The 14112-nt window shown below is 53.3% G+C and carries 16 protein-coding genes and 1 pseudogene; 13 read left to right on the forward strand and 4 right to left on the reverse strand.

Annotated elements, in window-relative coordinates; translation table 11 throughout:
• From EVJ32_RS16530 to EVJ32_RS13645, 8 genes are all read left to right on the forward strand, one after another.
• The coding region (locus tag EVJ32_RS16530) for an IS3 family transposase (protein ID WP_131436690.1) at positions 1-81 on the forward strand (81 nt) is incomplete at its 5' end.
• Positions 82-296: 215 nt separating this feature from the next.
• Complete coding sequence (rny, locus tag EVJ32_RS13615) at positions 297-1859, forward strand: ribonuclease Y (protein WP_370246299.1); 1563 nt, start codon at positions 297-299, stop codon at positions 1857-1859.
• Between the two features lie 48 nt (positions 1860-1907).
• Entirely contained in the window at positions 1908-2702 is a 795-nt protein-coding gene (locus EVJ32_RS13620) for a TIGR00282 family metallophosphoesterase (protein WP_035386387.1), read from the forward strand.
• A gap of 26 nt (positions 2703-2728) precedes the next feature.
• Positions 2729-2989, forward strand: coding sequence for a stage V sporulation protein S (locus EVJ32_RS13625; protein ID WP_016509762.1), 261 nt, complete (start codon positions 2729-2731; stop codon positions 2987-2989).
• A gap of 169 nt (positions 2990-3158) precedes the next feature.
• The gene (tdh, locus tag EVJ32_RS13630; protein WP_070327132.1) at positions 3159-4235 is read left to right on the forward strand and encodes an L-threonine 3-dehydrogenase; all 1077 of its coding nucleotides are present in this window, start codon (positions 3159-3161) and stop codon (positions 4233-4235) included.
• A 15-nt stretch (positions 4236-4250) separates the two neighbouring features.
• Entirely contained in the window at positions 4251-5432 is a 1182-nt protein-coding gene (locus EVJ32_RS13635) for a glycine C-acetyltransferase (RefSeq protein WP_131458790.1), read from the forward strand.
• 254 nt (positions 5433-5686) lie between these two features.
• A complete protein-coding gene (locus EVJ32_RS13640) occupies positions 5687-5968 on the forward strand; it encodes a hypothetical protein (RefSeq protein WP_131458791.1) in 282 nt (93 codons plus the stop codon).
• On the forward strand, positions 5968-6450 hold the full coding sequence (locus tag EVJ32_RS13645; RefSeq protein ID WP_131458792.1) for a hypothetical protein: 483 nt from the start codon (positions 5968-5970) through the stop codon (positions 6448-6450). The genes EVJ32_RS13640 and EVJ32_RS13645 overlap by 1 nt, the downstream gene beginning before the upstream one ends.
• 24 nt (positions 6451-6474) lie before the next feature.
• Here EVJ32_RS13645 and EVJ32_RS13650 read toward each other — a convergent pair whose 3' ends face one another.
• Entirely contained in the window at positions 6475-7023 is a 549-nt protein-coding gene (locus tag EVJ32_RS13650) for a DUF4256 domain-containing protein (protein ID WP_131458793.1), read from the reverse strand.
• A gap of 125 nt (positions 7024-7148) precedes the next feature.
• Here EVJ32_RS13650 and EVJ32_RS13655 point away from each other — a divergent pair.
• A pseudogene (locus EVJ32_RS13655) lies at positions 7149-7313 on the forward strand (GNAT family N-acetyltransferase); the annotation flags it as partial.
• A 38-nt stretch (positions 7314-7351) separates the two neighbouring features.
• Here the strand turns inward: EVJ32_RS13655 and EVJ32_RS13660 are convergent.
• The gene (locus EVJ32_RS13660; protein ID WP_070327139.1) at positions 7352-8347 is read right to left on the reverse strand and encodes a tyrosine-type recombinase/integrase; all 996 of its coding nucleotides are present in this window, start codon (positions 8345-8347) and stop codon (positions 7352-7354) included.
• A 104-nt stretch (positions 8348-8451) separates the two neighbouring features.
• Between EVJ32_RS13660 and hflX the strand changes: the two genes are divergently transcribed.
• The 4 genes from hflX (at position 8452) to glnA (ending at position 12879) form a co-directional block, all read left to right on the forward strand.
• Positions 8452-9696 (forward strand): GTPase HflX, encoded by a 1245-nt coding sequence (gene hflX, locus EVJ32_RS13665; protein WP_070327140.1) that lies wholly within the window; start codon positions 8452-8454, stop codon positions 9694-9696.
• Between the two features lie 3 nt (positions 9697-9699).
• Complete coding sequence (locus EVJ32_RS13670) at positions 9700-10995, forward strand: methionine gamma-lyase family protein (protein ID WP_131458794.1); 1296 nt, start codon at positions 9700-9702, stop codon at positions 10993-10995.
• A 93-nt stretch (positions 10996-11088) separates the two neighbouring features.
• Positions 11089-11493 carry a MerR family transcriptional regulator gene (locus EVJ32_RS13675; protein WP_070327141.1) on the forward strand — a complete coding sequence of 135 codons (405 nt, stop codon included), beginning with the start codon at positions 11089-11091 and terminating at the stop codon, positions 11491-11493.
• 45 nt (positions 11494-11538) lie between these two features.
• Entirely contained in the window at positions 11539-12879 is a 1341-nt protein-coding gene (glnA, locus tag EVJ32_RS13680; RefSeq protein ID WP_131458795.1) for a type I glutamate--ammonia ligase, read from the forward strand.
• Between the two features lie 103 nt (positions 12880-12982).
• Here glnA and EVJ32_RS13685 read toward each other — a convergent pair whose 3' ends face one another.
• Both EVJ32_RS13685 and lexA read right to left on the reverse strand, forming a co-directional pair.
• Positions 12983-13423 (reverse strand): metal-binding protein, encoded by a 441-nt coding sequence (locus tag EVJ32_RS13685; RefSeq protein ID WP_131458796.1) that lies wholly within the window; start codon positions 13421-13423, stop codon positions 12983-12985.
• The gene (lexA, locus tag EVJ32_RS13690) at positions 13423-14043 is read right to left on the reverse strand and encodes a transcriptional repressor LexA (protein ID WP_131458797.1); all 621 of its coding nucleotides are present in this window, start codon (positions 14041-14043) and stop codon (positions 13423-13425) included. The genes EVJ32_RS13685 and lexA overlap by 1 nt, the downstream gene beginning before the upstream one ends.
• Between the last annotated feature and the right edge of the window lie 69 nt (positions 14044-14112).

A 14112-nucleotide genomic window follows, 5' to 3' on the forward strand; every position in this document is an offset into this window, starting at 1 on the left:
ATATCGTTCTACAACCACGATCGTTTCCAGAAACGACTAAACGGCTTGAGCCCTGTCGAATACAGGTCTCAAGCCGCCTAGGCTGGTTTTCATTATTTGCCCTGTCTACTTGACGGGGAGCAGTTCAGTCCGAGCGGGTTTTTTGTATATCACAATATTTTTTAAGGAATTGGGAGTTCTATCCTGTCCTTGCATTGCATTCTAACAGGTAAATAAGTACAATAAAGCTATGCGCGGGTCCACCCGTGTCATTCAATCTTAAAAAAATAAAATAACCTTGCGAAAGGGAGGTGAACATGATGGAATGGCTAAATTGGCTTATTCTGATCCTCCTTTTGCCGATAGCTTTTGTTGCAGGTTTTTTTGTGCGTAAATCGATCGCCGAAGCGAAGATTCAAGGTGCTGAGACGGAAGCGACCAAGATTGTGGAGCAAGCGAAACAACAATCGGAAGCGATGCAAAAAGAGGCACGGCTTGAAGTAAAAGAAGAGATGATTCAACTTCGCAATGAGACGGAACAAGAGTTACGCGAACGTCGCGAAGAGCAGAAAGTGAAAGAGAATCGCTTCGTTCAAAAAGAAGAGCTTCTTGACCGGAAAGCAGACATGCTCGAACGGAAAGAAGATGCTTTGGATGAACGCGAGGCGGGCATTGCGAAACGGAAACGGGAAGCAGAGACGCTCGAAAGCAAAGTGGAGGAATTATACGAGGAAGCCCGTCAAGAACTTGTACGCGTGGCGGCCTTGTCGAAAGAAGAAGCACGAACCATCATCATGGACGAAGCGAAGCAGGAAGCGCTTCACGATGCTGCTCTCCTTCAAAAAGACATCGAGCAAAAAGCAAAACTTGAAGCTGATAAAAAAGCGAAACACTTGTTGTCTCTCACGATGCAACGTTATGCGGCTGAACATGTCGCTGAGACGACGGTATCCGTCGTCAACTTGCCGAGTGACGAGATGAAAGGGCGCATCATCGGTCGTGAAGGACGTAACATCCGCACGCTCGAGACGCTCACTGGGATCGATCTCATCATCGATGACACGCCTGAAGCGGTCATCTTGTCCGGATTTGACCCGGTCCGTCGTGAGATCGCCAAGATGACGCTCGAAAAACTCGTGCAAGACGGACGGATCCATCCGGCCCGGATCGAAGAGATGGTCGAGAAGTCACGCCGCGAAGTCGATGAGCGCATCCGTGAATACGGTGAGGAAGCGACGTTCGAGGCTGGTATCCACGGGGTACATCCTGACCTTATCAAAACACTCGGGCGCATGCGTTACCGGACGAGTTACGGTCAAAACGTACTCGCCCATTCGGTCGAAGTGGCCCACCTCGCCGGCATGATGGCCGCCGAGCTCGGGGAAGACGTGACGCTCGCCAAGCGAGCGGGACTCCTCCACGATATCGGGAAAGCGATCGACCATGAAGTCGAGGGCAGCCACGTCGAAATTGGCGTCGAGCTGGCCACGAAGTATAAAGAACATCCGGTCGTCATCAACTCGATCGCCTCGCACCATGGAGACGTCGAAGCGACATCGACGATCGCTGTTCTCGTCGCAGCGGCAGACGCGCTGTCTGCGGCACGGCCGGGCGCTCGTCAAGAGACGCTCGAGAGTTACATTCGCCGCTTAGAACGCCTCGAGTCAATTTGTGAGTCGTTCGAAGGTGTCGAGAAATCATATGCGATCCAAGCAGGACGCGAAGTCCGCATCATCGTCCGCCCAGACGTCGTCGACGACGTCGTGGCGAACAAGATGGCCCGCGATATTTGCAAACGGATCGAAGATGAACTGGATTATCCAGGACAAATTAAAGTGACGGTCATTCGTGAAACGCGTGCCGTCGATTATGCGAAGTAAAAAGCGGAGACATTCTCCGCTTTTTCTGTTTTGAAGGAGGAAATATTTATGAAGATTTTATTTATCGGTGACGTCGTCGGGAAACCGGGTCGTGACATCTTGGCAGCACAAATCGGGCGCTTGAAAAGCAAATACAGTCCGACGTTCATGCTCGTCAACGGTGAGAACGCAGCCAACGGGCGCGGTATCACAAAAAAAATATACCAACAATTTCTCGAACTTGGATTCCACGGCGTGACGATGGGGAACCATACATGGGACAACCGTGAAATCTTTGATTGGATCGACGACGCCGAGCGCATCGTCCGTCCGGCCAACTATCCGGACGGCACGCCCGGTGTCGGCATGATGGTGCTCAAGCAGAACGGGAAGAAGCTTGCCGTCATCAACGTCATGGGGACGGTGTTCTTGCCGTCGCTCGATTGTCCGTTCCGCAAAGTCGACGCCCTCGTCGATGAGGTTCGGGATGACGTCGATGCCATCTTCGTCGATATGCACGCCGAGGCGACGAGTGAGAAGATTGCGATGGGGTACCACCTAGACGGTCGTGTCCAAGCCGTCGTCGGGACGCATACCCATGTCCAAACCGCCGATGAGCGCGTGCTCAAAAACGGGACGGCGTATATCACTGATGTCGGGATGACAGGTCCGCTCGACGGTGTCCTCGGCATGGACGCGTCTGTCGTGTTGAAAAAGTTTGTGACACAACTCCCAGTCCGGTTTGAAGTTGCCGAGGGACGGGAACAACTTAATGGAGTTTTAATCACAATCGACGACCAGTCGAAACGAGCGACCAAGATTGAACGCATACACCTAGATGATCAGACCGTCTGGTTTGATTGAACAACCTACCCGAGGGGGAAACAAGAATGGACGTACTCAGAGTTTCAGCAAAATCGAATCCCAACTCCGTTGCGGGTGCATTAGCTGGCGTTCTTCGTGAAAAAGGAACGTGTGAGATTCAAGCGATCGGCGCCGGTGCGCTCAATCAATCCATCAAAGCTGTCGCCATCGCCCGCGGTTTCGTCGCGCCGAGCGGTCTTGATTTGATCTGTATTCCAGCGTTCACGGATATTCTAATTGACGGAGAAGAACGAACTGCCATCAAGCTCATCATCGAACCTAGATGAGCTTGTGCGGTCGGGACATAGGTCCTATTCTTGTGAAGAGAAGCCATCGGAGCGGATGGCTTCTCTTTTTTGTTGAAAAATGAGGTTCTATCTTCTCAGTTTCGTCATTTTATGACAAGATGAAAGAGAACGTGAAGTTCGACAAACAGACAAGAGGGGGACGTTTTCGATGGAACAGCTCGTGTCAACGACAGAGAAGGAAGCAACGACACCTGTGATGAAAGCGATTCAAAAACACACGGCCGGATTTGGGGCAAAGCTGGTCGAGGTGCCGATTCCGACACCGGGTGCCGGTGAAGTATTGATTAAAGTGAAAGCGACATCGATTTGCGGGACCGACGTCCATATTTATGAATGGGACGACTGGGCGAAGAGCCGGGTCAAACCGCCTTACGTGTTCGGGCATGAGTTTTCAGGGGAAGTCGTGGCGCTCGGGGAAGGGGCGAAGCGCATCAAAGTCGGTCAGACCGTGTCGGCCGAGACACACATCGTCTGCCACCAGTGTAAACAATGCTTGCGTGGTCAGTATCACATCTGTAAAAACACGAAAATTATCGGGGTCGACACCCAAGGCTGTTTCGCCGAGTATGTCGTCATGCCGGAAGAGAACTTATGGGTCAACCCGGAGACGATGCCGTCGAAGCTCGCGTCGATTCAAGAACCGCTCGGTAACGCGGTCCATACCGTGCTCGCAAGTGACGTAACGGCACAATCTGTCGCCATCGTCGGCTGCGGCCCGATCGGTCTCATGGCCGTCGGCGTCGCCAAGGCGGCCGGTGCGAGCCGCGTGTATGCGATTGACATCAATCCGTACCGGTTGAAGCTTGCAGAACAGATGGGAGCGGACGTCGTCATCAACAGCATGGACCAAAATCCGCTCGACCTGATCATGGCTGAGACGGACGGGGACGGGATCGACGTCGTCTGTGAGATGAGCGGGCATCCGGTCGCGATCGACCAGGCGTTCAAGATGGTGACGGCGGGCGGCGACGTCAACGTCTTGTCACTTCCGGCACGACCGGTCGCGCTCGATTTGACGCGTGACGTCGTCTTCAAAGGAATCCGGGTCCAAGGCATCACCGGTCGTAAAATGTACGAGACGTGGGGCCAAGTGTCGACAATGCTCGCGTCCGGCCAATTGAACGTCGAACCGATCATCACCCACGTCTTCAAGCTCGAGGAGTTCGAGCAAGGTTTTGAGCTCATGCGAGCCGGGAAATGTGGGAAAGTCGTCTTACTACCATAAACAGGGGGAATCGATATGGCATTTGAACATATTACAGAAGCAGTCAATGAAATGAAACAAGCGGGCACGTACCGCTCGCTCGTACCGCTCGAATCGGCGCAAGGGAACGAGGTCACAATCAACGGCAAGTCGCTCGTCCAGCTGTCGTCGAACAACTACCTCGGACTCGCCAACCACCCCCGTTTGAAACAAGCCGCGATCGAAGCGGTCGAAGCGTTCGGAGCCGGGACGGGCTCGGTCCGGACGATCGCCGGAACGTTCGAGATGCACGAGGCGTTCGAGCGTGAACTCGCCGAGTTCAAGCATACGGAAGCGGCACTCGTGTTCCAATCGGGATTCGCGACGAACCTCGGCGTCTTGTCGGCGCTGCTCGGACCGGAAGACGTCGTCATCAGTGACGCGCTCAACCACGCCTCGATCATCGACGGCATCCGTCTGACGAAAGCGGCCCGTCGCATCTACAAGCATACCGACCTTGAAGACTTAGAGGCGGCCTTGAAAGAGACGCAAGACTACCGGACGCGGCTCGTCGTAACGGACGGCGTCTTCTCGATGGACGGCAACATCGCACCGCTCCCGGAGATCGTCGAGCTCGCCGAGAAGTATGATGCTGCGGTCATGGTCGACGACGCGCACGCGTCGGGCGTCCTCGGTCAGAATGGACGCGGGACGGTCAACCACTTCGGTCTCGACGGCCGCGTCGCCCTCCAAGTCGGGACGTTGTCGAAAGCGATCGGGGTCCTCGGCGGCTACGTCGCCTGTTCGAACGACGTCCGTGACTTCTTGATCCAAAAAGGGCGTCCGTTCTTGTTCTCGACGTCACACCCGCCAGCGGTCGTCGCGGCGAACCGTGAGGCGATCCGGGTCATGAAAGAAGAAGAAGAACTGTTCGACAAGTTATGGGCGAACACGGAGTTCTTCAAATCTGGTCTCCGTGACCTCGGCTTTGACATCGGCCACGCGACGACGCCGATCACACCGGTCATGCTCGGTGAGGAGACGCTCGCGCACACGTTCTCGGACAAGTTGAAAGACCACGGCGTGTTCGCGCAAAGCATCGCCTTCCCGACGGTCGAGAAGGGCAAGGCCCGCATCCGGACGATCGTGACGGCGGAACATACCCGTGACGACCTCGAACGCGCGCTCGCTGCCTTCAAGGCGGTCGCCGAAGAATTGAACGTGACGCTTCACGCATAAGATTGAAACTGCAGACGATTCGTCTGCAGTTTTTTTATGTGTCAAAACGTCTATACTATCCTCTTCAATCTATGAATATATCGTGTCAACTTAATCAACGTGGAATAAGAGATGACCTATTTGAACAAGTTATACTGGTTTGTCTTGAAAATCTTGGTAGACATTTGAGGGTGCAGACTCTAAAATTTGAAAAAGAATAATTTAGAATTTAATTTTATTTCAAATACCGAATTTAAAATTAAAGAGTTCAAAGAATGTCATTATGGATTGATGTTATCGGAATCGCCTGTGTGGGTGTACTTTTTTCGACAGCGGGCATTTATCTATTGATTAAACCGGGAAAAGCAATCACGGATCATTCGGGGAGCGTGGATGGCATCATCGCTACGATTGTGATTCACGTTGTCCTTATATTTATGACGACAAAACATTTGGGGGCAATCTTGCTACTTATCGGCATCGGTCTGGGAGTCGTCATGTATATCGAAGTATATGATACGTTGTTGCCACACGTGAAAGCGATGAGGATGCGTTGATGGGTCAACATTCAAGTTTAGTTTTAGGGTCGTTTATGACAGCGGAAGAATTCTCTATTCTGACGATTTCACCGCTGTTCATTATTAACGTTGTGATTGGGATCGGGATTTTGGTCGTCGTGTTCTCTATCGACGTGGAGTCATGGAAAGACTTTTTCTTGTTTTTAGGGATGACGATTTGGGCCTCACTTTTCGTATCAGTTTATGCCATGGCGTGGTACGTCCGAATCAAGTATGACGTATCGCTGGACTTCACGTCGACGTTTGGACTGGATTCCTTCCCAGGGTGGGGGACGTTAGTAAGTAAATGGATGCACGAACCTCATGTTACACAGAACGCTTTGATTAATGGCATCGTGTTGATTTTGATGCGTAAAGAGAATGCGTGGTACATCTGGTTGTTGAAAGCACCGTCGCTCTTCTTCGTGAGCCTCTTTTTCGTCAAATACATTCCGGTCGTCTTCAAGTGGCTATTCACATAAAAAGAGCAAGGCACTTGGCCTTACTCAAATAATGAACATCCCGCGGAACCCGCGGGCCGCGTAATAGGAATCCGCACCATTGTGGTAGACGAAGATGTGGTCATAGCGGCGGTCACAGAACAAGGCGCCGCCCTTTTGACGAATCGCTCCCGGGGTGGCAATCCAGCTCGATGTCTTCAAGTCGAACGCGCCGAGCGTCTGCAGATGACGATACGTGACCTCATCCAATAGTTCAATCCCCATCTCTTCGGCCAACGCGACGGCGCTTCCGTCCGGTTTGTTCTTCTTCCGCGTCGCTAACGCCTGCTCATCGTAACAAAGGCTGCGTCGGCCGCTCGGACTTTCCAGCGAACAGTCGCAGAAGGCGAGATCACCGTTCGGCAGTCGGATGACGTCCGGTTCGCCGCCGGTCCGCTCCATCTCGGCGATCGATGCGAGTTTGCTGTCGTCTTGTTGGAGCCTTGTCAAAACGCCGGACCATTCGACGTCGGGATGGCGTGCCGTGTGGGCGGCGAAACGCTTCTCAAGAATGCTCAGGAGCTCGTTCGTTTCTTCTTGTGAAAAGATTGGCATGGATCATCACTCCATTCAGAGGTTTCCTTTAGTATAATCCATCCTTCGTCGTCGATTGATCAAACCATTGATTAAAAGGGGGAATTTAGATTGAATTTCGATATATTAGATGTTCAGCAAGCTTCCATAAATTCGAGATCCGGGTCGCGACCGGGAACGTGAAGAGCCGGGCGCTGCCGGAACGGCTCGGCTTCAAACAAGAAGGCGTGCTTCGAGACGCCGAATGGCTGTACGACCGGTACGTTGACCATGTCGTCTACGGGTTACTAGAAGATGAATGGGCCCATTGATCGACAAAGCAAAACCCGTCCTCGGAAAAGGGCGGGTTTTAGTTCGTCACATTTTCACCGAACAGCTCGGCACCGAACTCGGCATACGCCTGTTCATAACGGCGGAGCGACGACTCTTTATGCATGCACGTCACGTTCATCCGCTCGAGAGAGGTCATGTCGGTCGCATACGTCTTCAAGACATGGGCGTTCCGGAGCATCGACGGGGTGACCGAGCGGGTGACGCCGCTGCGCTCGTTCAACTGCCGCATCATCTTCGTGATCATGACGATCGTCAGCTGTTTCGGCTGGTTTTTGGCGTACACCCAGCGGAACGTCATCCGGGCAAAGTCGAACGAGACGAAGACGGGATCTTCCGAGTACCAGCGCGGGCGCACCGGCGTCGGGATGTCGGCGAGATAGTTCATGAGGAGCGATTGGTCTTCAGGCGTCAGCTTCAGCGTGAACTTGTTACCGAGCCGGTCATAGACGTCGAACTCGTAGCTCGCCAAGTGTAGGTCGTTCATTTTCAGACGGATGATATGATGAACGCGCAAACCGTATTTGTAGAACAGTGTGACGATGAGCGCGTTGCGGTTGACGAGATAGGGATGAGCCTGAAGCTGGTTCTCGCTCAATCCCCGCGGCGACCGGATCGTCCGGACGAGCTTGTCGAACTCGGACTGTAACGCGATCTGGTCGATGGTGAGCGTGTGCGCCGGTTGCGAATAGGCGAGCATCTTTTTGCGGAGCGGGTTCAAAAACTGGGTCAAGCTGTTGATGACGGTGACGATGCGGGCGACCGTCGCCTGTTGGTACTGTTTCTCTTCGATCAAAAAATCGTTGATGAACGTCTTCCATGACTCGAGCGGGACGGCGAGCCATTCCTCGGGGGTGACGAGTTCGACGTTATGGTCGCTGAAGTATTTGTGCACGTCGATCAAGTCGTAGCGATAGCGTTTCAGCGTCGATGGCTGGCGGCCGCTCGCACCGAGATGATATAAATACGTTTCGATATACTCGGGGAGCGAGTACTCTTTTCTGCGTTTCGTCATGGGACGTCCCTCCTTCTCTTCATATCGTACCACAAACGGACGTTCTCCATTCATGGATTCGTGGTAAGATGGAGGATGAGACTTATTAGGAATGAGGGATGTATATGGAACGAGAGAAAGTGATTATCGTCGGGTGTCAGCTACCGACCGTCGACGATTGGACATATGAACAATCGATGGGTGAACTCGTCGAATTGGTCGATACAGCAAAAGGTGAGGTCGTCGCAAGGCTCGACCAGAAACGGCAACAAGTCGACCGCCGGACGTTTATCGGGAAAGGGAAAGTCGAGGAGCTCGCCGTGCTCATCGAACAGTTTGAGCCGGATATCGTCATCTTCAACGCTGAGCTGTCACCGGCCCAATCGAAAAACATTCGGATCTCGTTGAACGACCCGGACGAGATGAAATTGATCGACCGGACGCAACTCATCTTGGACATCTTCGCCGGACGGGCCCAGTCGAAAGAAGGGAAGCTCCAAGTCGAGCTCGCCCAGATGAACTACTTGCTCCCACGCCTGATCGGGCAAGGCACACAGTTGTCACGACTCGGAGGCGGGATCGGGACGCGTGGACCGGGTGAGACGAAACTTGAAAGTGACCGCCGTCACATTAAGCGCCGCATCGATGAGATCAAGAAGCAACTCGAAGGCACGGTCGCGCACCGTGACCGCTACCGTGTGCGCCGGAAAGAGAACCGTGTGTTCCAAGTCGCGCTCGTCGGTTACACGAACGCCGGCAAGTCGACCATCTTCAACCGTCTGACCGATGCCGACACGTATGAACAGGATGAACTGTTCGCGACGCTCGACCCGCTCACGCGTGAGCTCGAACTGCCGCGCGGTGGGAAAGTATTGATCACCGATACGGTCGGGTTCATCCGCGACTTGCCGACGAAACTCGTCGCCGCGTTCCGCTCGACGCTTGAAGAAGTGCTCGGAGCCGACCTCGTGCTTCATGTCATCGACGCGTCGAACCCGCACTACATGAACCAGATCGATACGACCAATTCGGTCTTGTCCGATCTCGGCGCGAGTGAGTTGCCGCAGCTCGAAGTGTACAACAAGAAAGATCGCTTGACGGCTGACTTCGTCGGTGGACCGCTCGTCATCTCGGCGCTCGACTCGGCCGATATCGAGACGCTCATCGGCGCGATCGAGGACAAGATTTCGGACGTGTTGACGAAAGTGCACGTCGTCTTGCCGGTCAGCTCGTTCGAACATTACCATCCGGCCAAAGATTCGATGTACCGGCTCGAGGAGAACTTCCTTGACGACGGCTCGGTCGAACTTGTCGGTTATATGAGAGAAGACACGCGTCTATATGCGACGCTGAAACCATTTGAGGTGTGAATGATGTGGCAAGAAAAGATTGAGCATTACGATGAACTCGCCCCGTTCGTCAAGCAAGCGGAACAACGGGTGAAACCTTATTTTGAAGCGATCGAGGAAACGGCGGAGTTCAACCAATACCGTGTCCTCGAATCGTTCAAGAAGCATAAAGTGTCGGACTTTCATTTCAATCCGACGACCGGGTACGGCTATGACGATATCGGGCGCGACACGCTCGAGTCGATCTATGCGGACGTGTTCGGGGCCGAACTCGCCCTCTGTCGTCCGCAAATCATCTCGGGGACACACGCGATCGGGATTGCCTTGTTCGGTGTGTTGTTACCGGGAGATGAACTCTTGTATATCACGGGTAAACCGTACGATACGCTCGAAGAGATCGTCGGCATCCGTGGCGACGGCCGCGGTTCATTGAAAGAACTCGGTGTCGGCTACGATACGGTCGAGTTGAAAGACGATCAAATCGATGTCGCGACTGCGATCGAACGGATCCGCCCCGAGACGAAGCTCGTCGGCATCCAACGTTCGAAAGGGTACGCCAATCGACGCAGCATCCCGGTGCGTGAAATCGGCGAGGCGATCGCGGCGATCAAAGCAGCGCACCCGCACGTGTTCGTCTTCGTCGACAACTGCTACGGCGAATTTGTCGAGACGATTGAGCCGACACATGTCGGAGCCGACCTCATGGCCGGTTCGCTCATTAAAAACCCGGGCGGTGGCTTGGCGAAGACGGGTGGCTATATCGCCGGGACGAAAGCATTGATCGAACGATGCTCGTTCCGGATGACGACGCCAGGCATCGGCAGCGAGGCCGGTCCGTCGCTCTATTCGCTGCAGGAGATGTATCAAGGCTTTTATATGGCGCCGCACACGGTCGCCCAAGCGTTGAAAGGGGCCCATTTGACGGCGAGCCTGCTCGGCTTGCTCGGCTTTGAGACCGATCCGCATTATACGTCACAGCGGACCGATTTGATTCAATCGGTCACGTTCCGCGACCGCGACAAGATGATCGCGTTCTGTCAGAGCATCCAGATGGCGTCCCCGGTCAACGCCCACGCGCTGCCGGTGCCGGCCTATATGCCAGGCTATGAGGACGACGTCATCATGGCGGCCGGGACGTTCATCCAAGGCTCGTCGATCGAACTTTCAGCGGACGGACCACTCCGGGCGCCGTACACGGCATACGTCCAAGGTGGCTTGACCTATGCACACGTGAAAGTCGCGTTAATGCTCGCCTTGAGCCAATTGCGGACGAAAGGGCTCGTCACATTTGACCGTGAAAATTCAACTCAAACGTTGTAACCGAAATGTCATGTTAACTTTCTTAACATCTATTGACAGGAAAGTTGTCATGTATTATTCTCACATTGTGAGACAGAAAAGGAGGGGTAAGGGATGGCCGATCAATTTCGTCGCTCCAACCCGTTGTTTCCGATTGGGATCGTCCAAGATCTGACGCAACTGACAGGCAGGCAGATTCGATATTACGAAGAACAGGGTCTGGTTTCGCCTAGTCGGACGGAATCGAAACGACGACTTTATTCCTTTAATGATGTCGAACGTTTGCTCGCAATCAAAGATTTCATTGACCAAGGCTTCAACTTGGCGGCGATTCGCCATATGCTCGACAACGACGGTGCCAAAGAGACAGAACAATCTGCTTCTGCGGCTCCGCCAAGCGAACCGCCAAAGATTTCCGAGAAAGAGTTACATCAATTATTGAAAACACAGCTTCAAGAAGCTGGTCGTTTCAATAAAACGTCGCTCATCCAAGGAGAGTTGTCACGTTTTTATCGATGACGCCAGTACACAAACCATTACACAATGTGAGAGGGGACTTTTACCATGGCCAGAAAAACGTTCACAAAAGAAGACATCAAACGGATCGCACAAGAAGAGGACGTACGCTTTATTCGTCTTCAATTCACGGATATCCTCGGTACGATTAAAAACGTCGAGGTGCCAATCAGCCAATTGGACAAAGCACTTGATAACAAGATGATGTTCGATGGCTCTTCAATCGAAGGGTTCGTACGCATCGAGGAATCAGACATGTACCTCTATCCAGACCTTAACACGTGGGTTGTCTTCCCATGGACAGACGGCAGCGGTAAAGTCGCTCGCTTAATTTGTGATATTTATAATCCGGACGGCACACCGTTCAGCGGTGACCCGCGCGGCATTTTGAAACGCAACCTCGAGCACATGCAAAAGCTCGGCTTCTCAGCGTTCAACGTCGGACCAGAGCCAGAATTCTTCCTCTTCAAGAAAGACTTGAACGGACAGCCGACACTCGAATTGAACGACCAAGGCGGTTACTTCGACTTGGCACCGGTCGATTCAGGCGAGAACTGCCGTAAAGAAATCGTTATCGAGCTCGAAAACATGGGCTTCGAGATCGAAGCGTCACACCACGAAGTCGCACCAGGACAGCATGAAATCGACTTCAAATACGCGGATGCGGTAACGACTGCCGACAACATCCAAACGTTCAAACTCGTCGTCAAGACGATCGCGGCGAAGTATGGCCTTCACGCGACGTTCATGCCGAAACCACTCTTCGGTGTCAACGGTTCAGGGATGCATGCGAACATGTCACTCTTTAAAGGCGACACGAACGTGTTCTACGACCCGAACGGTGACATGGAGCTCTCGGATACGGCACGTGCCTTCACAGCTGGTATCCTCGAGCATGCACGTGCGTTCACGGCGATCTGTAACCCAACGGTCAACTCGTACAAGCGTCTCGTGCCTGGATACGAAGCACCATGCTACGTCGCATGGAGCGCCCGTAACCGTTCACCGCTCGTCCGTGTACCGGCTGCCCGTGGCCTCTCGACACGTATCGAAGTACGTTCGGTCGACCCGGCGGCGAACCCGTACCTCGCGCTCTCGGCCCTCTTAGCTTCTGGTCTTGACGGCATCGAGAAAGACTTGAAAGCACCGAAACCGATCGACAGCAACATCTACGTGATGGACAAGCCAGAGCGTGTTGCGAACGGCATCGACGATCTTCCGGCGACACTCTTCGACGCACTCGAAGTACTCCGCGCCGACAAAATCGTCATGGATTCGCTCGGTGACCACATCGGCGAACACTTCCTCGAGTTGAAAGAGATCGAGTGGGACATGTTCCGCACGCAAGTGACGGAGTGGGAACGCGATCAGTACATGACGCTCTACTAAGTCGAATGAACTTGAAAAAACGCTCGATCCAGTTTCTTGGATCGGGCGTTTTTTTAGTCAAAACAAGCGACCACTCGCAATTGAGTGGTCGCTTGTTTTGCGATTAGAACGCACGTTTGAAAAATGTGGACGCATAGTCGAGTGCCGTATGGAGCGTCGTCGCGAACACGAGACCGAGGAAGAACGGGATGCCGTTCAAGTCGAGCCACGTCTTCACAACCGCTTCATACGAAGTGAACGTAAGGATGAGCGCGAGCGGGAAGCCAAGGTAGATGACACGAATGAGATCGCTCAACACCGGCAAGTGCGACAGCGGAGACCGGTGCGGCATCAGCTTCACGTAAGGGAGCCAAAAGCCACGCAGCGGTCCCCACCGATAGTATGCATCCGATTTCAAATCGAGGTCCGGGGAGAGCCAAAACGTCCCGATAAGCGCACCGAGGAAAAGGGTAGTCGGGATATCGACATCAATAAAAGGCGTGGCAATCGCTAAAGCACCGATTGCCACGAGGTTCGTACGCGTATGTGTCTTGCCGCTAGCCATTAATGGATCGTCCGGTATACACCGATGACCTTCCCTAAAATGGATACGTTATCGAAATACATCGCCTCAAGTTCATCGTTCTCCGGCTGGAGTCGGACTTTCGACGCCTCTTTGTAGATCCGTTTGACGGTCGCCTCACCCTCGTCCGTCATCGCGACGACAATCTCTCCATTGTCTGCCGTGTTCTGTTGTCTGACGAGTACGCGGTCTCCGTCGAGGATTCCGGCGTTGATCATCGAATCGCCAGAGACGGAGAGCATATACACGTTATCCGAACCGACGATATGGGCCGGGAGCGGGAAGTGTTCTTCCACGTTCTCGATCGCCGTGATCGGTGTTCCGGCCGTAACTTTCCCGATAACCGGGACGTACATGACCGTCTCACGCTCCTCGATGGACGGAGAATCCTCGCTCAACACTTCGAGCGCACGCGGTTTTGTCTTATCGCGCCGAATCAATCCACGTTTTTCAAGACGGTCCAAGTGACCGTGCACGGTCGAGCTCGATGCGAGACCGACGGCTTCACCAATTTCTCGGACTGACGGCGGATAACCTTTCGTCCGAACTTCAGCTTTTATAAAATCAAGAATCTGTTGCTGTCTTGCTGACATTTTTTTCAATGGATTTCACCTCGTTTATGTCGAATAACCTGCGAACGCATCCTATTCTTTATGGATTTATTTTAACAC

The sequence above is a fragment of the Exiguobacterium sp. SH5S4 genome, assembly GCF_004337045.1.
Lineage (GTDB): Bacteria > Bacillota > Bacilli > Exiguobacteriales > Exiguobacteriaceae > Exiguobacterium > Exiguobacterium aurantiacum_A.